24 protein-coding genes are annotated in these 20,101 nt (G+C 67.0%); 15 read left to right on the top strand and 9 right to left on the bottom strand.

Features of this window, described 5'->3' with window-relative positions; all coding sequences use genetic code 11:
- Nucleotide 1: 1 nt before the first annotated feature.
- Nucleotides 2–1,168, bottom strand: a complete 1,167-nt coding sequence (locus ACTIFF_RS16140) for a TolC family protein (RefSeq protein ID WP_439537749.1) — start codon at nucleotides 1,166–1,168, stop codon at nucleotides 2–4.
- A 246-nt stretch (nucleotides 1,169–1,414) separates the two neighbouring features.
- Between ACTIFF_RS16140 and ACTIFF_RS16135 the strand changes: the two genes are divergently transcribed.
- From ACTIFF_RS16135 to ACTIFF_RS16110, 6 genes are all read left to right on the top strand, one after another.
- A complete protein-coding gene (locus ACTIFF_RS16135) occupies nucleotides 1,415–2,086 on the top strand; it encodes a response regulator (RefSeq protein ID WP_439537748.1) in 672 nt (223 codons plus the stop codon).
- Nucleotides 2,076–3,143: a sensor histidine kinase N-terminal domain-containing protein gene (locus ACTIFF_RS16130; protein WP_439537747.1), complete on the top strand. Its 1,068-nt coding sequence runs from the start codon at nucleotides 2,076–2,078 to the stop codon at nucleotides 3,141–3,143. Before ACTIFF_RS16135 ends, ACTIFF_RS16130 begins: the two co-directional genes overlap by 11 nt.
- A complete protein-coding gene (locus ACTIFF_RS16125; protein ID WP_439537746.1) occupies nucleotides 3,035–3,373 on the top strand; it encodes an ATP-binding protein in 339 nt (112 codons plus the stop codon). Before ACTIFF_RS16130 ends, ACTIFF_RS16125 begins: the two co-directional genes overlap by 109 nt.
- 71 nt (nucleotides 3,374–3,444) lie before the next feature.
- Nucleotides 3,445–3,915, top strand: coding sequence for a DM13 domain-containing protein (locus ACTIFF_RS16120; RefSeq protein WP_439537745.1), 471 nt, complete (start codon nucleotides 3,445–3,447; stop codon nucleotides 3,913–3,915).
- Nucleotides 3,916–4,432: 517 nt separating this feature from the next.
- Nucleotides 4,433–5,503, top strand: a complete 1,071-nt coding sequence (locus ACTIFF_RS16115; RefSeq protein ID WP_439537744.1) for a flavodoxin family protein — start codon at nucleotides 4,433–4,435, stop codon at nucleotides 5,501–5,503.
- Nucleotides 5,504–5,555: 52 nt separating this feature from the next.
- Nucleotides 5,556–5,999 (top strand): OsmC family protein, encoded by a 444-nt coding sequence (locus tag ACTIFF_RS16110; RefSeq protein WP_439537743.1) that lies wholly within the window; start codon nucleotides 5,556–5,558, stop codon nucleotides 5,997–5,999.
- 112 nt (nucleotides 6,000–6,111) lie between these two features.
- Here the strand turns inward: ACTIFF_RS16110 and ACTIFF_RS16105 are convergent, their stop codons facing one another.
- On the bottom strand, nucleotides 6,112–7,431 hold the full coding sequence (locus ACTIFF_RS16105; RefSeq protein ID WP_439537742.1) for a short-chain fatty acid transporter: 1,320 nt from the start codon (nucleotides 7,429–7,431) through the stop codon (nucleotides 6,112–6,114).
- Between the two features lie 146 nt (nucleotides 7,432–7,577).
- Between ACTIFF_RS16105 and ACTIFF_RS16100 the strand changes: the two genes are divergently transcribed.
- Complete coding sequence (locus ACTIFF_RS16100; protein ID WP_439537741.1) at nucleotides 7,578–7,754, top strand: hypothetical protein; 177 nt, start codon at nucleotides 7,578–7,580, stop codon at nucleotides 7,752–7,754.
- Nucleotides 7,755–7,928 (top strand): hypothetical protein, encoded by a 174-nt coding sequence (locus ACTIFF_RS16095; RefSeq protein WP_439537740.1) that lies wholly within the window; start codon nucleotides 7,755–7,757, stop codon nucleotides 7,926–7,928.
- 33 nt (nucleotides 7,929–7,961) lie between these two features.
- Here ACTIFF_RS16095 and ACTIFF_RS16090 read toward each other — a convergent pair whose 3' ends face one another.
- The 3 genes from ACTIFF_RS16090 to ACTIFF_RS16080 all read right to left on the bottom strand — a co-directional run bounded on the left by ACTIFF_RS16090 (nucleotide 7,962) and on the right by ACTIFF_RS16080 (nucleotide 9,850).
- Entirely contained in the window at nucleotides 7,962–8,900 is a 939-nt protein-coding gene (locus ACTIFF_RS16090) for an MBL fold metallo-hydrolase (protein WP_439537739.1), read from the bottom strand.
- Nucleotides 8,897–9,409, bottom strand: coding sequence for an acyl-CoA thioesterase (locus ACTIFF_RS16085; protein ID WP_439537738.1), 513 nt, complete (start codon nucleotides 9,407–9,409; stop codon nucleotides 8,897–8,899). Before ACTIFF_RS16085 ends, ACTIFF_RS16090 begins: the two co-directional genes overlap by 4 nt.
- A 75-nt stretch (nucleotides 9,410–9,484) precedes the next feature.
- Nucleotides 9,485–9,850 (bottom strand): hypothetical protein, encoded by a 366-nt coding sequence (locus ACTIFF_RS16080; protein ID WP_439537737.1) that lies wholly within the window; start codon nucleotides 9,848–9,850, stop codon nucleotides 9,485–9,487.
- 198 nt (nucleotides 9,851–10,048) lie between these two features.
- On the opposite strand from ACTIFF_RS16080, the gene ACTIFF_RS16075 reads away from it, so the two are divergent.
- Nucleotides 10,049–10,816 carry a BPSS1780 family membrane protein gene (locus ACTIFF_RS16075; protein WP_439537736.1) on the top strand — a complete coding sequence of 256 codons (768 nt, stop codon included), beginning with the start codon at nucleotides 10,049–10,051 and terminating at the stop codon, nucleotides 10,814–10,816.
- Between the two features lie 138 nt (nucleotides 10,817–10,954).
- Here the strand turns inward: ACTIFF_RS16075 and ACTIFF_RS16070 are convergent, their stop codons facing one another.
- Complete coding sequence (locus tag ACTIFF_RS16070; RefSeq protein ID WP_439537735.1) at nucleotides 10,955–12,397, bottom strand: cryptochrome/photolyase family protein; 1,443 nt, start codon at nucleotides 12,395–12,397, stop codon at nucleotides 10,955–10,957.
- Between the two features lie 87 nt (nucleotides 12,398–12,484).
- On the opposite strand from ACTIFF_RS16070, the gene ACTIFF_RS16065 reads away from it, so the two are divergent.
- Genes ACTIFF_RS16065 through ACTIFF_RS16045 form a run of 5 tightly spaced genes read left to right on the top strand, consistent with a single transcriptional unit; the run spans nucleotide 12,485 to nucleotide 16,296 of the window.
- The gene (locus ACTIFF_RS16065; RefSeq protein WP_257097963.1) at nucleotides 12,485–13,063 is read left to right on the top strand and encodes a YqgE/AlgH family protein; all 579 of its coding nucleotides are present in this window, start codon (nucleotides 12,485–12,487) and stop codon (nucleotides 13,061–13,063) included.
- Nucleotides 13,056–13,502 carry a Holliday junction resolvase RuvX gene (ruvX, locus tag ACTIFF_RS16060; RefSeq protein WP_439537734.1) on the top strand — a complete coding sequence of 149 codons (447 nt, stop codon included), beginning with the start codon at nucleotides 13,056–13,058 and terminating at the stop codon, nucleotides 13,500–13,502. The genes ACTIFF_RS16065 and ruvX overlap by 8 nt, the downstream gene beginning before the upstream one ends.
- Nucleotides 13,489–13,980, top strand: a complete 492-nt coding sequence (pyrR, locus tag ACTIFF_RS16055; protein ID WP_439537733.1) for a bifunctional pyr operon transcriptional regulator/uracil phosphoribosyltransferase PyrR — start codon at nucleotides 13,489–13,491, stop codon at nucleotides 13,978–13,980. Before ruvX ends, pyrR begins: the two co-directional genes overlap by 14 nt.
- Before the next feature lie 2 nt (nucleotides 13,981–13,982).
- On the top strand, nucleotides 13,983–14,951 hold the full coding sequence (locus ACTIFF_RS16050; protein WP_257097959.1) for an aspartate carbamoyltransferase catalytic subunit: 969 nt from the start codon (nucleotides 13,983–13,985) through the stop codon (nucleotides 14,949–14,951).
- Nucleotides 14,952–14,997: 46 nt separating this feature from the next.
- Entirely contained in the window at nucleotides 14,998–16,296 is a 1,299-nt protein-coding gene (locus ACTIFF_RS16045; RefSeq protein ID WP_439537732.1) for a dihydroorotase, read from the top strand.
- A 93-nt stretch (nucleotides 16,297–16,389) separates the two neighbouring features.
- Here the strand turns inward: ACTIFF_RS16045 and ACTIFF_RS16040 are convergent, their stop codons facing one another.
- Both ACTIFF_RS16040 and proC read right to left on the bottom strand, forming a co-directional pair.
- Nucleotides 16,390–16,956: a YggT family protein gene (locus tag ACTIFF_RS16040; RefSeq protein WP_439537731.1), complete on the bottom strand. Its 567-nt coding sequence runs from the start codon at nucleotides 16,954–16,956 to the stop codon at nucleotides 16,390–16,392.
- 54 nt (nucleotides 16,957–17,010) lie between these two features.
- The gene (proC, locus tag ACTIFF_RS16035) at nucleotides 17,011–17,823 is read right to left on the bottom strand and encodes a pyrroline-5-carboxylate reductase (protein ID WP_439537730.1); all 813 of its coding nucleotides are present in this window, start codon (nucleotides 17,821–17,823) and stop codon (nucleotides 17,011–17,013) included.
- A gap of 198 nt (nucleotides 17,824–18,021) precedes the next feature.
- On the opposite strand from proC, the gene ACTIFF_RS16030 reads away from it, so the two are divergent.
- Nucleotides 18,022–18,507 (top strand): MarR family winged helix-turn-helix transcriptional regulator, encoded by a 486-nt coding sequence (locus ACTIFF_RS16030; protein ID WP_439537729.1) that lies wholly within the window; start codon nucleotides 18,022–18,024, stop codon nucleotides 18,505–18,507.
- Between the two features lie 68 nt (nucleotides 18,508–18,575).
- Here the strand turns inward: ACTIFF_RS16030 and ACTIFF_RS16025 are convergent, their stop codons facing one another.
- Complete coding sequence (locus ACTIFF_RS16025) at nucleotides 18,576–19,553, bottom strand: PEP-CTERM sorting domain-containing protein (RefSeq protein WP_439537728.1); 978 nt, start codon at nucleotides 19,551–19,553, stop codon at nucleotides 18,576–18,578.
- Nucleotides 19,554–20,101: the final 548 nt, after the last annotated feature.

Here is a 20,101-nt window from a genome sequence, read left to right as displayed (position 1 = left end):
TTCAGTCGGCGAGGCGGGACAATTCGCCGCGTGCCACCAGCAGGCGCAGTTGTGCGCGCACCAGACCGGCTTCCAGCTCGATGCGGCGGAGTCGTGCCCGCTGCTGCGTGCGTACCGCGTCGAGCACATCGGCCAGACTGGTGTGCGCCTCCGCATAGGCGTCTCCGGCAAGCTGCGACAGTGCGGCGAGGCGTGGCGCCACTTCGGCATCAAACGACCCGAGCGCCGCCAGCCGCAGGTCCACCTCGGTCTGCTGGCTGCGGATATCCGTATCGGTTTCGACTTCGAGCAGCTGGCGCCGCAGTCGCGCACCCGCTGCGAGGGCGCTGGCACGGTCGACGGCGCCGCTGCGCGAATCGAAGAGGGGCAGCTCGATCGACATGCCCACGCCATCCGCAGTGCCATAGGGGTCGTGGGTCCAGCTGCGCACCAGCGCGACCGACACCTGCGGAAAGCGTTCAGCACGCGCGGAACGGATCGCGGCCTGAGCGGCGGATTCGTCGAGTCGGGCGGCGCGGATGGCCAGATGCTCCGCCGGTGCTCGAGCGTCGGCGGGCGCTGCGAGCGGCTGCAGCGGTTCGACAACGACGCTGCGCCAGTCGTCGATATCCACCATGTCGGCCAGTCGCTGCTGTGCGGCCGCCAGTTCGGCATCGGCGGCCGACAGTTCGGCCCGCCAGTCGGCGGATTCGAAGTCGAGCCGGAAGTCTCGGTAGGCCTGCGCCCGACTGTCGGTCAGGCGCAGGCGCCCGGACAGCTTGGCGAGCGTACTTTCCGCATCGACCACGGCGGCACGCCTGGCCTGGGCGGCCTGCAGGGCGACAAACGCCAGACCCGCTTCGGAAGCACGTTCCAGCCGGGCGACGGCCTTGCGTGCGAGCGCCGCGTCGAGTGCACTGCTCGCGGCATCGATCCGCGCCGCGCGCTTGCCACCGAGCAGCAGGGGCAGCTCTACGGCGACATCCTGCTGGCGCGATCCGTCGAACATGGTGCTCGCGCGACCGGGCCGCAACTGACCGTAGCTCACGACCGGATTCGGCCAGGCGCGCGCGCTGCGCTGCTCCGCTTCGACCACCGCGACCGCGGCCGAATCCAGCGCACTGCGCAATTCGGCATCGCGTGCCATGCGCAGCGTGGTACGCAGATCCAGCGGCGTGGCGGCTGCCATGGCGCAGGATGCGGACAGCACAAGTGCCAGCGCGGCAGTCGCCACGATTGCGCGCGCGCGACGCAGGGTCGAACCGGTTGCTGCGCCGGCAAAAGTCGATGGGACTGCGATGGTGTCCAATGCGCGGGGTGTGACACGAATGAGGAACCCGAGGCTAGCCGCCGAGGCCTTACAAAGTTCTTTCAGCCGCCCGCCTTGTGTCGTTGCTGCAGCGGCGGCGGCGGGCGGATCCGACACGGGAGGGGTATGCGCGTTCTGGTAGTGGAAGACGACAGCGCCTTGCGCAGTACGCTGACCCATGCACTCAAGCTGTCCGGCTATGCCGTGGACGCCGTCGGCGACGGCTGCAGCGCGCTCGCCGCGCTGCAGGTGAGCGACCATGCGCTGATGGTGCTGGATCTGGGTCTGCCCGACACCGACGGCATGCGCCTGCTGGCGCAGCTGCGCGAGCGCGGCAATCGCACGCCGGTGCTGGTGCTGTCGGCGCGCGACAGTGTCGATCAGCGCGTTCAGGGACTGCGGCATGGCGCCGACGACTACCTGACGAAACCCTTCGCACTGCCGGAACTGGAAGCGCGCATCGCCGCGCTGATCCGCCGGACCGGCGGCAGCGCCAGTCGCCTGATCCACGGTGCGCTGGAGTTCGACCCGGCGACCCGTCAGGCCAGTGCCGGCGGTACCCCGCTTGATCTGTCTGCACGTGAAGCCGCGATACTCGATGCGCTGATGCAGCGTGCCGGCGAAGCCGTCATCAAGTCGCGTCTGGTGCGCAAGCTGAGCGACTGGGACAGCGAACTGGGCCTGAACGCAATCGAGGTCTACATCCACCGCCTGCGGCGAAAACTCGAACCGCATGGCATCCGCATCCGCACGCTGCACGGCCTGGGCTATCTGCTGGAGAAGCCGGATGCGCCCTGAACGCACCCCGCTCAGACTGCGTCTTCTGCGCTGGCTGCTGCCACCGGTGCTCGCGCTGACCGCACTGTGGATCTGGGCCACCCACGGCATCGTGCTGCACTTCGCCAATCTGGCTTACGACCGCGCACTGGAAGACACGGTGCGTACGCTGGCGGGCCGCATCCGGCCGGAACGTGGCGGCGTCGATGTCGATCTGCCACCGGCTGCACGGCAGATGCTGGTGTTCGACGAGATCGATACCGTCTATTACAGCGTCACCGACCGCAGTGGGCGTGCGTTGGCCGGCAGTCATGTCCTGCCCGGCAATCCGGCCGACGCCGGCGGCGGAACCGTCATCTACGACGGCAGCGTGGAGGGTCAGCGGGTGCGCCTGGCCCAGTTCGTGGTGCGCAGCGAACAGCCGGAGCAGGACCTGTTCGTACGCGTCGCCGAAACGCTGAAGAAGCGGGAAGTGATGGCGCAGGAAGCCACCGCGTACATGCTCGCGCCGCAGGCCGTGTTCGTGGCCGGCCTGATCCTGCTGCTCTGGTACGGCGTGGGCCGGGGTATTGCGCCGCTGCATCGCATCAGTCGCTCGATTGCCCAGCGCAGCCACGCCGATCTCGGCCCGATCGACGAAACCGACCTGCCGGCGGAAGTGTATGACCAGGTCCATGTGATCAATGAGCTGATGGCCCGGCTGGGTCGCACGATCGATGCCCAGCGACGCTTCATTGCCGATGCAACCCATCAGCTGCGTACGCCGGTCACCGTGTTGCGGGCCCTGGCCGAGCTGGCCTTGCGCACGCCCGACGGGGCGCAGCGCGAGCAGGTGATGCGCGATCTGGAAGCGGCCAGTGCGCGCTTGTCGAGGATGTGGTCGCCGCAGCGATTCCGACCGCTGTCGCCTGCGGCACCGACGTGCGGATGGAATCCGCGTCCGACCTGCCCCTGCTGCACGGCGACCGCGTGCTGCTGCCGGAAATGCTGGCGAACATCATCGACAACGCATTGCGCTACACGCCGTCCGGCGGCGAGGTGGTCATCCGGACCGACGCACACGAGCAGGGTGCGCTGATCAGCGTCCGCGACAGCGGTCCGGGCATCGCACCGGCCCAGCGAATGCTCGTGCTCGGGCGCTTCGGCCGGGGCAAGGGCGAGCGCCGGGAGGGCAGTGGACTGGGGCTCGCCATTGCGCGCGAAATCGCGTTCGCCCACGGTGGTCGCCTCGACCTGCTCGACTGCGCGACACTTGGCGGCCTCCGGGTGGACATCTTTCTGCCTGCGCCGACGTGCGCGGGCACCTGACAGCAATCGACCGCGCGTCCGGTCCCTTTTCGGCAATCACTGACCGTCCTGTTGCGTTACGCTCCGAGCCCATGAAACCTGTTGTCCTGCTTGCCGCGTCCCATGCCGCCATGCTCGGCATCGGCTTCGCGCTGGGCATCTATGCCCTGCCCATCCTGACGGCACCCCCGCCACCGACCGCGGCCGAAGCCGCGTCTGCCGCGGGAGGTGCGATGTTCACCGGCCAGTTCCGGCGCGACCTGAAGGACAGCGATCTGCTGCACTGGGGCGAAGGTACGGTGTCGATCGGAGGCGAGCGCATCGCGCTGACCGGCCGGCTGGCACCCGGGCCGGACTACAAGCTCTACCTGTCGCCGGAATTCGTCGAGACCGAAGCTGATTTCGCGCGCCTGAAGCCGGCCATGGTGCGCGTCGGCGACGTGCGCACCTTCGACAATTTCGTCGTCGAGGTGCCACCCTCGATCGACGTCACGCGCTACACGACAGTCATCGTGTGGTGCGAAACATTCGGCCAGTTCATCACGGCGGCGCGCTATCGATAGACGGCTGTGCGACCGCAGGGTCGCCGACGACCGTCCCCGACAGGATCAGGCCGGGCGGGACCATGCTCGGCGGGTTCGGCGCTGCGCTGCTCCAGCATCGGGTTAGCCGGCACTTCTTCGCGGGTGCGCTCGGCACCGGTGCGCGCGGACTGCGCATGCTTCCCGTTGCCTCCGGATCAATGCAGACCCCTCAGGCGTCGAGCCACTCACCGGCCGGCCTTTGAGCCAGCCCGTCAGAAAGTCACATCCGCGTCCAGGCTCCGCCATTCGCCGCAGGGCGCTGTACGACCTCACCGGCACGCCAGGGGATGCCGGGCCTCCGACGGATCGGTACGCTGACACACAGACGGCGCCCTTCATGGCTGCAAGGATCGCCTACAGCGTTGCAGTTGTTCGCCTTGATCATCCGACGCTTTCGGGTGACCGGTGTGGCAGGAACAAGTCGCTGCGCGACGCATGGCAGGGCGGCCGGCGCGCGGCCCCCATCTTCGATCGGCAGCCGGAGTGAAGCATCGACATGACCGCTATCCGCAAGGGGCAGGCGCCCGCAGCCTTGACGCGCGAACAGTTCCACGACCGTTTCGAAGTGCGTTTCTACGACCCGGCGTTCGCCGGTGAGCGCGCAGCCATCGCACGCCTCGAGGAGATTGCCTGGCAGGCACTGCGCGATGGGCGCAAAGCACCCGTCACGACGCCTGCCGGCAGTGACTTTGCCGATCCGGCCTACGAGCTTTCCGTGCAATGGCTCGATACACGCCGGCGTTTGCAGGACGCACAGGCGCGCTGGCAGGACAGTGCCGCCCGGTCGCGCGTACTGCTGGTCTGCGGCAGCGCACGCAACGACGGCACCTGTCCGGGAGAGGTGTCGAAAACCTGGCGACTGACCGGCATTGCGCAGCAGGTGCTCAACGCGGCCGGTGTCGACACCGATGTGCTCGACCTGAGTCTGGTGACGTCGGAGTACGGACGCAACATCTATCCCTGCAAGGGCTGCGTGTCGAGCGCGATGCCGTTGTGCCACTGGCCTTGCACATGTTACCCCAACCATGCACTGGCCCAGGCCGACGACTGGATGGCCGATATCTATGAGAAATGGGTTGCGGCGCACGGTGTGATTCTGCTGGCGCCGACCTATTGGTATCAGGCGCCGAGCCCGCTGAAACTGATGATGGACCGCATGGTGTGCGCGGACGGCGGCAATGCGGACCCGACCACGACGCACGGCAAGCATCTGGACGAAGCCAGACAGCTCGAGCAGTCAGGTTGGGCCTATCCCAAACACCTGGCGGGGCGTACGTTCGGCGTGGTGGTCCACGGCGACGTCGCAGGCGTCGAAGACCATCGTCGCAATCTGACTGACTGGCTCGAATGGATGGGCCTCATCGATGCCGGCTCGACAGCAAAGCTCGACCGCTACATCGGTTACTACGGGTTGTACTGCGAAAGCCACGCTGCGCTCGACGAGGATCTGGCGGTGCAGGAAGAAGTGCGCAACGTTGCAAGGTCCGTTGCAGCCGCGGTAACGGAGCTGCGCGCCGGACGCCTGAGTCAGCCCGACAAATCCCTGCTCGCGCCGCGTCTGAAGTGACGAGGCCGCAGCGATCGCCCCGATCACCGATCACCCACCGAAAGGAATCACGATGAACGACAAGACTGCGCACATTCACTGGGAAGGCCGGGGCAAGCAGGGCAAGGGCCAGGTCAGCACGCAAACAGGCGCGCTCAAGGCGTATCCATACGGATTCGCGAGCCGCTTCGAGGACGACCGCCAGGGCACGAATCCGGAAGAGCTGCTCGGCGCCGCGCACGCAGCCTGCTTCACGATGGCCTTCTCGTTTGCCTGCGACAAGGCCGGCTTCGGCACGACCCTGCTCGACACCCGTGCGAGCGTGCGCCTGAGCGTCGCCGGAGACGGTTTCGTGATCGACCGCATCGCCCTGACGCTGGAAGCTTCCGTGCCCGGCCTTGACGAGACCCGGTTCCAGGGGATCGCACAGGCGGCAAAACGGGACTGCCCGTTGTCGAAGGCACTCGGCAGCGTGCCTGAAATCACCTTGCTGGCCACCTTGCGGTCAAGCGGCTGAGCGCTGCTCACTCGGCGATGGGCGCAGACTTCGTCGTCGCGCCACCTTCGCCGATCACCGTCGCTTCGGCATGCGGAAGTCATCGCGTGATGCGGATCCTCCGGCCGCTTCGTCACGGCATGAATGTCAGCCCGAGGCCGATCACCACGCCCGACATGAACAGCGTGATCAGGCAGTAGCCCATGATGTCCTTCGCGCGCAGTCCTGCGATGGCCAGCGCGGGCAGGGCCCAGAAGGGCTGGATCAGGTTGGTCCATGCGTCGCCCCAGGCCACCGCCATCGCCACTCGCGGCAGATCGGCGCCCATGCTGGCGGCGGCCTCGACCATGATCGGCCCCTGTACTGCCCACTGACCACCGCCGGACGGTACAAAGATGTTGACCAGGCCGGCGCTGAGGAAGGCAAACAGCGGCAGGGTGGCATCGGTCGACACGGCAACGAACACATTCGACATCGTCACCGCGAGGCCCGAACCGACGATCATGCCCATCAGGCCGGCATAGAACGGAAACTGCACGATGATGCCGCCCGAACCGCGCGCAGCGTCGCCGATCGCCGCCAGAAACCGGCTGGGTCGGCCGTGCAGCATGATGCCGAGGAACAGGAACATGAAATTGACGATGTTCAGGTTCAGGGTGCCGGCGCTGACCAGAAAGTAATAGCCGGAGAACACCAGGCCCATGATGCCGACCGACTGCGCCAGAAGGATGCTGTTGTCAAGCCGCGCGGCCGGCGTGTCGGTGGTGGTGTCGGGCACGAATTCGACGTCGATCAGCAGCGCCGGATCGACCGTCACCGTGTCTTCGGGTCGCGGCATCATCAGCCGGTTCAGTATCGGCACGCAGATGAACAGCGCCAGCACGATGAGCAGGTTGAAGGTCGAGAAGATCGTGTCGCCGGTGGCGATGACACCGGTGCGGGCGGCAAGGAAGTGGTCGGCGGTGGCGAGCGTGAGCGGCACCGAGCCCGACAGGCCGCCATGCCAGATGACGAAGCCGCTGTAGGCGCTGGCGATCAGCAGACGGTAGTCGACGCCCGTCACGCCGCGCGCCAGCTGGCGCGCGAACATCGCGCCGATGACCAGGCCGAAACCCCAGTTGAGCCAGCTTGCCACCAGCGACACCACGCTCACCAGCAGGATGGCCTGCCCCGGCGTGTGCGCCAGCTTTGCGATCGCCTCGAGAATGCGGCGGAAGAACAGCGTCGTCGCCAGCACCCAGCCGGTCACCAGTATCAGCACCATCTGCATCGAAAACTGCAGCAGGTTCCAGAAGCCCTTGCCCCAGTGCTCAAGCATCGCCACTGGCGACTGTCCCTCGACACCGATGCCGGCTGCGAACACGAGCAGCGTCAGCAGCAGCACCAGCACGAACGGATCGGGCAGCCATCTTTCGACCAGCCGGACGGACAGCGACGTGACACGTTGCAGCATGGAAGTCTCCTGTTTATATTTTTTGCGCCGGCCATCGAGGGCGGGCGGGCGGTCGGCGTGCGCAGACATGCCGCGCAGCGCGAGGATAGCCCAGTCGTCACCGGTGTGACGTCGAGGCCTTCCCGATCCGGAGAGGAGCATGCTGCATGGACCGCATCACCTGGTCGAACAGCGAGAGGAAGATCGCGCGACAGGCGTTCGACACGGCGCTGGCCCGCGAAGAGGCATCGCTGCTGGCGGATTTCAAGGCGCGCGCCGCGGCGGCTGCGACGCAGCATGACATGTGGGCGGTCTACCGGTTTCTGGCCGAGCGGGATGGCTAAATGGGCAGGAAGTACGAATTCCGATACTCGGAACTGATTTCCCTTTTTGTGCTGCTGCTGCGCGCGGAGGGCTGGCTGGACGAAGCCGATCTGGCGGGTCTGCGCGACGACAAGCTGACGATGATCCGCGAGGGGTGCGCGCGCTGGCAGCGTCATTTCGAGCGCGACGACTGATCGCCGCGCCAAGCGGGGATCAAGTGCACGCCATCAGGCCTGTGCAGTGTCGAGCCACACCTCGAGACCCTGCGCGTTGAGTTCGATGTCCAGCCCCCACACGGCCATCGCCTCGTCACGTGTGAGCGGGCTGCCGTGGGCGCGCAGTTCGTCCATCAGATAGGCGGTCAGCGCGGCCAGCAGCGCCTGCTTGCGGCCGTCGCCGGCACTGTCGGCCGCCCTGGCGATCGCCACGTGGGCGTCGATGCGCGACAGCAGCGCGCGGCCCAGCGCCGGTACGCCGGTCACCTTGCCGTAGTGGGTCAGGAACATCGCCTCCGGCTGCCGCGACAGCAGACGCTCGACCGACGCGCGCATCGCGACCGGATCGAACTGCACCGGCGACGTGGTCGGGAAGATGAAGGCGCGGCCATCGACCGTGCATTCCGGGTAGGCCAGACCGAAGGTGTCGCCGGTGAACCAGCCGCGGGCGCGCGCGTCCCAGATGCAGTGATGGTGCTTCGCGTGGCCCGGCGTGTCGATGAATTCGAGTGTGCGGCCGTTGAAGTCGAGCATGTAACCGTCATGCGTTTCGATCACGCGCGTGGCGTCGACCGGCAGGATGTCGCCATACATGTCGTCCATCGCCTGCGTGCCGTAGACCTCGGTGGCGCCGGCAATCAGTTTCGACGGATCGATCATGTGGCGTGCGCCGCGCGGATGCACCACCAGCTGCGCGTTCGGAAACGCGCGCATCGCGGCACCGGCGCCGCTGGCGTGGTCCAGATGCACGTGGGTCAGGATGATGTAGCGCAGCTGTTCGGCGGCGATGCCCTTGTGCGCCAGCGCGGCCAGCACATTGGGCAGCGAATGGCCGGTGCCGCAGTCGACCAGCGCCGCCTCGTCACCGGCGCGCAGCAGGTGGATGGACGCCATGCCATGCCGGATCAGCGCAGCATCGATGGCGGATACATCGTGCTCGTAATCGATCATTCGTTCACCTCGCCGGCTTTCGCCTGTTCGGCCTGCATCAGTTCATGGAAGCGCTGGTCGAATTCCAGCCGCATCTGCCGGCGCACCTTGGCGGCGGTCTGGCGTCGCCGCTGCTCAGGCGTGGCCGGTGTCAGCGGGGGCACGCGGCACGGGCGGCGCGCCTCGTCCATCGCCACCATGGTCAGATAGCAGGTGTTGGTGTGACGCGTCGTGTGTTCGCGGATGTTCTCCGTCATCACCTTGACGCCGACTTCCATCGACGTGGAACCGGTGAAATTGACCGACGCGAGGAAGGTGACCAGTTCGCCGACGTGGATCGGGCTGCGGAAGATGACCTGATCGACCGACAGCGTCACCACATAGCTCTGTGCAAAACGCGCCGCACAGGCGTAGGCCACCTGATCGAGCAGCTTGAGCAGCGATCCACCGTGCACATTGCCGGAGAAGTTCGCCATGTCGGGTGTCATCAGCACCGTCATGGTCAGTTCGTGTTTCGGAAGTTCGGTCATCGGGGGAGGGCGCCGGCTGCGCGGCCGGCGTGTCGTGAGGTTGAAGGAAGCGCCGCCGGGCGGGGCGGCTGCGGATCAGCGGTCCTGTTCGATGCGCCAGCCGGGCTGACGGTAGTCGCGCACATTGCCGTACGGCGCGGTGGGATACACGCGGGTGCCGTAGGCATCTTCCTCGATGCGCACACCCGGTCGCGAATAGTCGCGGATCTGCGTGCCACGCAGTGTCGGATAGATGTGGGTCGTGCGGCTGCGCGCATTCGGCCGGATCAGGTCGCGCGGATGCTGGCCGATCATGCCGCCCGGTCCGGCACCGCCGATACCGGTGTCCGGTCCGTACGGGTCGCCGCCGATCGGCGTGACGGGCACGTGGCCCATGCCGCCGGCCAGCGCGGCGGACGACGTGAGCAGCGCCGACACGGCGCACAAGGTGGTCAGTTTCATGAAGGTCTCCCGGAGGGGCGCGGCGCGACAGACCCGCTGCAGCGTCGGCGAACACTTCTGAAGTCTAGTGGAACATGGGCCGCGCGCCCGTTGCAAGCGCGTGCATCGTGTGAGGTCCTGCCGGTGCAGCGCGTCGGTGTGGACGGCGCGCGACAGCCGGCGCACGACACAGCGCGCGGATGTGGAATCATGTTGTCCATGAACAGCTCAGGCCACAACCCCTTCGAGCCGGCGCCGCAGCCGGTCGTCGTACCGGACGTCACGGCGCCCGAGTCGCAGGGCCTGCCGGCCGGCCGCGGCGTGGAATGGCTGCGTCAGGGCTGGCAGTGTTTCCTGGCCGCGCCCGGCCTGTGGATCGTCATCACCGTCATCTGGACGGTCGGGCTGGTGGCGCTCAATGTGGTGCCGCTGTTCGGCACCATCGCGGCGACCTTGCTGGCGATGGTGACGCTGGGCGGCATCATGCACGGTTGCCGCGCGCTGTCGCGCGGCGAACCGTTCGAGCTGGCGCATCTGTGGGCCGGCTTCGGAGAACGGGTCAATCCGCTGCTCGCGCTGGGTGGCTGGTATCTGGGCGCGATGCTCGCGGTGACACTGTTCGTGCTGTTGATGTCGGCCATCGTCGCCGGGCTGGCCGGGCTTGCTGCATTCGCCGCGCTGCTGGTCGTGTCGGCCGCAACCTCGTTGCTGCTGGTGATTGCCGTGATGCTGATGGCGCCCGTGCTGATGGCCGTGTGGTTCGCGCCCGCGCTGGTGATGTTCCACCGCATGACCGCCATCGAAGCGATGCGCGTCAGCTTCTACGCCTGCCTGCGCAACGCGCCGGCCTTTCTGGTGTTCGCGCTGATCTACATCGTGCTCGTCGTACTGGCGTCGATCCCGGCCATGCTGGGCTGGCTGGTACTCCTGCCGGTCACCTTCGGCGCGATCTACGCGAGCTATCGCGACGTGTTCCGGCAGGACTGAGGCGTCGTTCAGGACTGTCGCACCGCCTGACCTGCCTGCCAAACCTGTAGGTTGGGGTGAGCGAAGCGATGCCCAACAACACCCGCGCCAAGTCACCCGTAGGTTGGGGTGAGCGCAGCGATGCCCAACAAGCCCCCGCTACGCCACGCCCCCCTTCACTGCCTTGAACCGTTCCAGCGTCGCCTCGCGCGCCGCTGCGTGGTCCACCACCGGCGCCGGGTAGTCGCGGCCGATCACACAGCCCGCCATCTGCTGTTCCAGCGCCGTCGCCAGCCAGGGCGCGTGGATGCGCTTGCGGTCGAACTTCGCGAGTTCCGGGCAGTAGCGGCGGATGAACTGGCCATCAGCGTCGAATTTCTCCGACTGCGTGACCGGGTTGAAGATGCGGAACCAGGGCTGGGCGTCGCAGCCGGTCGATGCCGCCCACTGCCAGCCGCCGTTGTTGGCCGCCAGATCGAAGTCGTTCAGCGTGCGCGCGAACCAGTGCTCGCCGCGCCGCCAGGAAATGCCCAGATCCTTGGTCAGGAAGGACGCGCTGACCATGCGCAGCCGGTTGTGCATGTAGCCGGTCTGCGCCAGCTGGCGCTGCGCCGCATCGACCAGCGGATAACCGGTGCGTCCTTCGCACCACGCGGCGAAGCGCGCCTCGTCGTCCACCCAGCGCACCGCATCGAATTCGGGCCGGAAGCTGCCGTTGAGCACGTGCGGGTTGTGCCACAGGATCTGGAAATAGAAATCGCGCCAGATCAGTTCGTTCAGCCAGCCTTCGGCACCGGCGCCACCGCGCGCATGCGCCTCGCGTGCCAACCGGCGCACCGATATCGTGCCGAAGCGCAGATGCACCGACAGATAGCTCGGTCCCTTGGCCGCCGGAAAGTCGCGCGTCTGCTTGTAGCGGTCGATGCGGTCGAGAAATTCATCGAACAGCGTTTCGGCGCCGGACGCCCCGATGGGCAGCTTCAGCGTCGCCAGATTGGTCGGCTCGAACCCGATGTCGGACAGCGACGGCATGGCGGCGGTCGGCGCCGCAGCGAATGCGGCCGCGTGACGGCGTACCGGATAGGCCTGAAGCTGATACGACGTGAGCTTCTTCAGCCAGGCGTTCTTGTACGGCGTGAATACCGAGAACGGCTTGTGCGCCAGCGTCAGCACTTCGTCGCACTCGAAAATGACCTGATCCTTGTACTGTTCGAAGCCGATGCCGTGCCGCGCCAGTTCAGCGCTGACCTCGGCGTCGCGCAGCCGTGCCGCCGGCTCGTAGTCGCGGTTGCAGACCACGGTGTCCACACCCAGCTCGCGCGCCAGCGCGGGCACCAGGTCGCGCGCGCGACCGTGGCGCACGATGAGGCCGCCACCGAGGTCGCGCAGGGCCGCATCCAGCTCCACGATCGCGGCGTGGATGAATTCGACCCGCCGGTCGGCGCGCCAGCCTTCGCGCAGCAGTTCGTCCAGTATTTCGGTGTCGAACACGAATGCGCACCACACCGGGCCGCCTTCGCGCAGCGCGTAATACAGCGCGGCGTGGTCATCCACCCGCAGGTCGCGACGGAACCACACCAGCCGGGACGAACTCTTTGCCACACCCACCTCCACGATTCGATCGCGTTTTCGAGTCGCGAGGGTCGCACAGGTTCTGCGACAAACGCACAACACGGATAAAATCCCGCCATGCACGCGCACGCACCGACTTCCACGGTCAATCTCACCGGCCACTTCCTGATCGCCATGCCCGCCATGGCGGATAAGAATTTCGCCCGCACGCTCACGCTGGTGTGCGAGCACAACGACCAGGGCGCGCTCGGCGTCATCGTCAACCGGCCGATCGACATGTCGCTCGAAGACCTGTTCGAGCGCATCGAACTCACGCTCGAATCGCCGCGCTTCCAGGGCCAGCCGGTCTACTTCGGCGGCCCGGTGCAGACCGACCGCGGCTTCGTGCTGCACCGCCCGGTCGGCGAATGGCAATCCACCATCGATGTCGGCAACGGGCTGGGCCTGACCTCGTCGCGCGACGTGCTGCAGGCGCTGGGCAGCGAAATCGAGCCGGACGATGTGCTGGTCACGCTCGGCTATGCCGGCTGGCAGGCGGGCCAGATCGAATGGGAAATGGCGCAGAACGCCTGGCTCACGGTGCGCGCCGACAGCGGCATCATCTTCGACCTGCCGCCGGAAGAACGTCTGGTCGCCGCGATGCAGCTGCTCGGCGTCGATTTCGCGTCGCTGTCCGACGTGGCCGGGCATGCCTGAACCGGGTGGTCTTCCTGCGCGCGGTACCGTGCTGGCGTTCGACTTCGGCGAAAAACGCATCGGCGTTGCCGTGGGCGAATGCGAACTGCGCAGCGCCAGTCCGCTGCTCACCTTCGATGCCGAAACCAACGACGCCCGCTGGTCGGCCGTCGGTCGACTGCTCGACGAATGGAAACCGGTCACGCTGGTGGTCGGTCTGCCACTGTCGCCCGACGGCGTGCCGCACGACATGACGGTGCGCGCCGAACGCTTTGCGCGCCAGCTCGAAGGGCGCTACCGCCTGCCGGTCGTGCTGCAGGACGAGCGCTACACCTCGGCCGAAGCGGACAGCCAGTTGCGCGACGAAGGCGGCGTGCGCGACTGGCGCAGCCGCAAGCAGAAACTGGACGCACACGCGGCCCAGCTCATCCTCAAGGACTATTTCGATGTCACTGCCTGACGCAGAACACCTGCTGGTCGTGCTGGCCGACCAGATTCGCCCGCGGGTCGGCGCCGACACGGCGCTGGTCGGCCTGCACACCGGCGGCGTGTGGCTGGCGCAACGACTGCACGCCCTGCTGGGTCTGGCCCAGCCGACCGGCTCGCTCGACGTGAGCTTCTACCGCGACGACTACGCCAAGCGCGGTCTGGCGCGCGACACCCGCTCGTCGGCGCTGCCCTTCGAGGTCGAAGGCCGGCACCTGATACTGGTCGACGACGTGCTGCACACCGGCCGCACGGTGCGCGCCGCGCTGAACGAACTGTTCGACTACGGCCGTCCGCTGCGGGTCGAACTGGCCGTGCTGGTCGATCGCGGCGGGCGCGAACTGCCGGTGGCGCCGACCTACTGCGCCGCGACGCTCGACCTGCCGTCCGGGCAGCGCGTGAAACTGGCGCAGGACGGCGACACCCTCTCGCTGCGACTGACCGGGAGCTGACCATGGCGCGCAACCCGCAACTGAACCGGCACGGCGAACTGCAGCATCTGCTGACCACGGAAGGCCTGCCGCGCGACGTCATCACGCGCATTCTCGATACGGCCGAGCCGTTCACGGTGGTGGCCGAACGCGAGGTGAAGAAGCTGCCGCTGCTGCGCGGCAAAAGCGTTTTCAACCTGTTTTTCGAAAACAGCACGCGCACGCGCACCACCTTCGAAATCGCCGCCAAGCGCCTGTCGGCCGATGTGATCAACCTGAACATCGCCACCAGTTCGACCAACAAGGGCGAAACCCTGCTCGACACGGTGGACAACCTCGCCGCGATGCAGGCCGACATGTTCGTCGTACGCCACGCCTCCAGCGGCGCGCCCTACCTGATCGCCCAGCACCTCGAAGCGACCGGCCGCGACCACATTCACGTGATCAACGCCGGCGATGGGCGGCACGCGCACCCGACGCAGGGCCTGCTCGACATGTACACCATCCGCCACTACAAGCGCGACTTCACGCAGCTGTCGGTGGCCGTCGTCGGCGACATCCTGCATTCGCGAGTGGCGCGCAGCCAGATCCACGCACTGACCACGCTGGGCGTGCCCGACCTGCGCGCCATCGCGCCGAAAACGCTGCTGCCAGCCGACATCGACCGGCTCGGCTGTCGCGTCTTCCACGACATGGCGGAAGGTCTGCGCGGCGTCGATGTCGTGATGATGCTGCGGCTGCAGAACGAACGCATGCAGGGCTCGCTGCTGCCCAGCCCGCAGGAATACTTCAAGTTCTTCGGCCTGACGCAGGAAAAGCTGGCGCTGGCCAAGCCGGACGCCATCGTGCTGCACCCGGGGCCGATGAACCGCGGCGTCGAAATCGACTCGGCGGTGGCCGACGGCCGGCAGGCCGTCATTCTGCCGCAGGTCACTTTCGGCATCGCCGTGCGGATGGCCGTCATGGCGATGCTGGGGTCTGTTGAAGCGTGATGGCACCCCTCGACTCATTTCGACAGACCTCCGCCGGAGTCAACGCATGAAGATCCACATCAAGGGCGGTCACCTGATCGACCCGGCGCAGGACATCGATGCGCCGACCGACCTGTACATCGCCGCCGGCAAGGTGGTGGCGCTGGGCGACGCGCCGGACGGCTTCCACGCCAACCGCGTGATCGACGCCACCGGGCGCATCGTCGCGCCGGGCCTGATCGACCTGTGCGCGCGGCTGCGCGAGCCGGGGCTGGAGTACCGCGCCACGCTGGAATCCGAAATGGCCGCTGCGGTCGCCGGCGGCATCACCAGTCTGGCCTGCCCGCCGGACACCGACCCGGTGCTGGACGAGCCGGGGCTGGTGGAAATGCTGAAGCACCGCGCACGCATGCTCAACCTCGCGCATGTGTATCCGCACGGCGCGCTGACCATGGGTCTGAAAGGTCAGCGGCTCACCGAAATGGGCGAGCTGTTCGACGCCGGCTGCATTGCGTTCAGCCAGGCCAATGTGCCGGTGGCCGACACGCAGGTGCTGTTCCGCGCCATGCAGTACGCCGCCACGTTCGGCTACACCGTATGGCTGCAGCCGACCGATCTGCACCTGTCGTCCGATGGCGTGGCGCACGAAGGCGAAGTGGCCGCTCGGCTCGGCCTGACCGGCATACCGATACTCGCCGAAACGCTGGCCATCGGACAGATGCTGCAACTGGCCCGCGCCACCGGCTGTCGCCTGCATCTGGCGCGCATTTCCAGCCGGGCCGGGCTGATGCTGATCGATCAGGCACGGCTCGACGGGCTGAAGGTGAGCTGCGACGTCGCCATCCACTCGCTGCACCTGTGCGATGTCGACATCGGCTACTTCGACCCGCAGTGCCGCACCATTCCGCCGCTGCGCGCGCAGTTCGACCGCGAGGCATTGCGCGCCGCGCTGGCCGACGGCCGCATCGACGCGCTGTGTTCCGACCACACGCCGGTCGATGACGACGCCAAGCAGGTGCCGTTCGCCGAAGCCGAACCGGGCACCACGGGGCTGGAACTGCTGCTGCCGCTGACGCTGTCATGGGCGCGCGAAATGCATCTGCCGCTGCGGCTGGCACTCGCCCGCATCACGTCGGACGCCGCACGCGTGCTCGGGCTGGACGCCGGACACCTGCGCATCGGCAGCGCCGCCGACGTGTGCATCTTCGACCCCGATGCGCCCGTGATGATCAGCCGCGCGACGCTGCGCAGTCAGGGCCGCAACACGCCGTTCATCGGTCGGGAGCTGCTCGGCAAGGTGTGTGCGACGCTGGTGTCCGGTCAGGTGGTGTACGAGACGCCCGCGAACGACAAGGCCGCCCGGTAGAGGCGGCCAGGCGCCGCCCGAAATGCATCAGCGAAGCCCAATGAATCCCGCTGTGCCCGCGCCCCGCTTGAATGCCGCCGGGGTTCGTCCGCGTCACATGACCAGTGCGAAGATTTGTCGCGATGCCGCATCGATCAGGTAGAGCACGATCTGCAGCAGCAGGATGAGCACCAGCGGTGACAGGTCGACGTTGGCGATCGGGGGTACGACGCGCTGGATCGGCTGCAGGAAGGGCCGCGTCACGGCACCCAGGATGCCGCCCAGAGGGTTGCCGGGCGACACCCAGCTCAGCACCGCCGAAACGAGCAGCGCGATGATCAGGAACCACACCGACAGGCGCGCCACTTCGAACAGCCCGCGCAGGAAGATCAGCGGAATCAGGTTGTCTGCACCGAGGCCGCCTTGCAGCGTGGCCGCCAGCAGCAGCAGCGCGACCTGCAGCAGCCAGGCCACGACGAAGGTCGCCATGTCGAGGCCGAACACTGCGGGAATCACCTTGCGCGCAGGCAGCACGGCCCAGTCTGTTGTCTGGATGACGAACTGGCCCAGCTGGTTGCGGAAGCTGACACGCGCCCACTGCATGTAGAAACGGGCGAGCAGCAATGTGGTGACGAAGCCGGCGACGGCGTTGAGGACGAGCAGGATCAGGTCGGTCAGCATGGATTCGTGGTGAGGTGATTCAGCAAGGAAAGAGGATCGGGCCGCGGTCGGCGCCTATTGCGCACCCAGCTGGTCACCCAGCTCGGCGCCGCGTGCCGCCGCCGCGGCGAGTGCGCGCACGATCGAGTCTGCCACACCGTCGGCGGCCATCGACTTCAGCGCGGCTTCGGTCGTGCCGCCCTTCGACGTGACGCGTTCGCGCAGGGTGCCGGGCGATTCCGGGCTTTGCGCCGCCAGCGCGGCGGCGCCGGTGAAGGTGGCGACCGCGAGCCGGTGCGCCTGATCGGCGCTCAGGCCGAGCGCCTCGCCGCCGCGCACCATGGCTTCGATGAAGTGGAATACATAAGCCGGACCGCTGCCCGACAGGGCGGTCACCGCGTCGATCAGGTGTTCTTCCGCCACCCACACCGTGGTACCGACGGCGGCCAGCACTTGTTCCGCCTGGGCGCGCTCGCGGTCGCTGACCGCGGCGTCGGCGTACAGGCCGGTCACGCCCTGACCGATCAGTGCCGGCGTGTTCGGCATGGCGCGCACGATGCGCGCGTAGCCGCCGAGCCAGCGCGACAGGTCTGCCGCGCGCAGGCCCGCCGCGATGCTCAGCACGGTCTGGTGGTCGAGCCCTGGCGCGAGCCCGGCGCACACCTCGCGCATCTGCTGCGGCTTGACCGCCAGCACGATCAGGTCGCAGCGCAGCGCAGCCGCGTCCGGCGCTTCAACCGCCCGTACGCCGAATTCGCGTGCCAGCCGGGCGCGTGCCTCGGCCTGCGGTTCGACCACGCTGATGCCCGCCGTGTCGCCACCGCGCCTGATCCAGCCGCCAATCAGCGCACTGGCCATGTTGCCGCCGCCGATGAAAGTGATCTGCATTGCCCGCCCCGTAAGTGAATGCGGCCCGCCGGGCCACCTGCCCGGGGCCGCCGCGCGCTATGGTAACCGGCCCCGGCAAGGCGGCGAAACGTCGTTGCCGTGCCTGGGTCCGCGGACGGCTTGCAGCGGAACGTCGCGCCGATCATGCAGTGCACCACAAGTTGCTGGGCTCAATTTGATTGCTGCTACGATTGGGCGATGCCACCGAAAACCGACGCCCTTCCCGAAGCGATGGATCTCACGCCGGTCACGGCGCAGCTGTGCTTCACGCTGTACTCGTCATCGCTGACGATGACCAAAGCCTTCAAGCCGCTGCTCAACGAGCTCGGCCTGACCTATCCGCAATACGTCGTGTTGCTGGCACTCGGCGACGCCGACCGGCCGCTGAGCGTGTCGGCGCTGGGCGAACAGCTGTTCCTCGACTCAGGTACTTTGACGCCGCTGCTCAAGCGCATGGAAACCGCAGGGCTGATCACCCGTCGCCGGTCGACGGCCGACGAACGACTGGTCGAACTGAACCTGACCGAAACCGGCCACGACACGTGCCGGCGCGCCCGTGAGATTCCGGCCGTGCTCGGTCCAGCCACCGGCTGTTCGGCGCGCGAACTGTCCGAACTGGTGTCCGCATTGCAGGGCGTGCGCTCGGCGCTGACGCGCCACCTCGATGCGGTGGCCGGCAACTGAGCACGCCGGCCGGCGCATGAATGAAAAGGGGCCGCATTCGCGACCCCTTTTCATTTCAGCAGACTGATTCAGTCCCGCCGTACCCGCCGCGCCGCGAAACCGGTCAGCGCCAGTCCCGCCAGCAGCATTGCGTACGACGACGGCTCGGGCACCGCGAGCACCGCCACACCGCGCATCTGTGACGGGCTGAACGGCAGGTTCGGGTCGAAATCCTGTTGCGCCCGGACCACTTCCACCACACCGCTGCCATCGAGCGTCATGCTGAGGATGCGACCGGCGCCCAATGTGGTGTTGCCTTGCGGTGTTGTGAAAAGGGCCTGCAGCGCCGAAACGTAAATCGTGTCGGCGGTGACATCGATGCCATTCAGGAAGCCCAGCCCGCTGGCCAGCGTGGTGAGGTCGCTGCCGTCGAGGTTGCTGCGCTTCACGAAGCCATCGGTCGTCGTCAGGTAGATGTGGCTGGCGGTGACTTCGAAGTCGTACGAGTTCAGGCCGGTCAGCAGCGTCTGCACGTTCGAGCCGTCGAGGTTCGAGCGCATCAGGCGGTTCGATGTACCCACCTGACTCCAGAACACGCTGTCGGCGGTCACGTCGATCGCGAACGGTGACGTCAGCCCGCTCTTGAACACATCGGCGGGCGGGAATTGCAGCGACGGGTCGAGCGTCAGGATGTCGCCCGAGTTCTGCCGCGTCACATACAGCAGTCCGCCCTGCACATCGATGTCGTAGGCGCCGGAAACATTGTATGACTTCAGATCCGAACCGTCGGGCAGCGAGGACACGACGCGGTTCAACTGCTGATCCGGCCACCAGATGCGTCCGCCGACGAACTCGACGCCATTCGGCCCCTTGACGCGGGTCGGGTCGGTCACCAGCGCGCTGGACGTGCCGCCCGGTACGGTTGCCGTGTTGATCGAACCGACGGTCTGGAATGTCGGCGTGAACCGCTGAAAGGTTTCCGACCACACAAGCTGGTCGGCCGCCACGGCGGCAAAGCTGCTACAGGACAGCGCAAGCGCGAGGAACTGATGACCCCGTTTTTTCATTTTTGGTGATCTCCGAGTCTGAATGGCGATGAACGTTTTCGCCCGGAGACGCTGGTAGCAAGCGGTATTCCTTCGTACAGGAAGGGTTGGGTTGCCACGGTTCGGCGGGCCCTGCCCGTCCAGTGTGCGACTGCCGGGATCAACGCGGCGGCGCAGGAATCTCTAGTGGCGAGAATGGGTTATCGCGTTGACGCATGTGTGAGCAATGCCATACTCGTATGACTTTCGAATTGGGCGTCGAACGGCGTCGGCTGTGATCTCCCTGCGCGGGAGTGTCGAACTGGCTTGATGAGCGCGTTGTGTAAAAAAAACCGACATATCATCAGCGCTATGCAAGTCGCGGCGCCATTGCCGGACTGACGTCATGCTGGAGTGACTCCTGTGGCAGCGTCGACCTGTCGGAGCGGCGGCCTCGCCGCGATCGGTGCAGCGATGGTCGATGATCAGCGCGCGCATCGCGGCGAGGCCGCCGCTCCCACAGCAGGCTCCCACAGCAGGCTCCCACAGCAGGCTCCCACAGCAAGCTCCCACAGCAGGCTCCCACAGCA

It is taken from the genome of Methyloversatilis sp. (assembly GCF_051861465.1).
Lineage (GTDB): Bacteria > Pseudomonadota > Gammaproteobacteria > Burkholderiales > Rhodocyclaceae > Methyloversatilis.
Note: the sequence above shows the minus strand (reverse complement) of the source record. Positions and strands in the feature narration are given on the sequence as shown.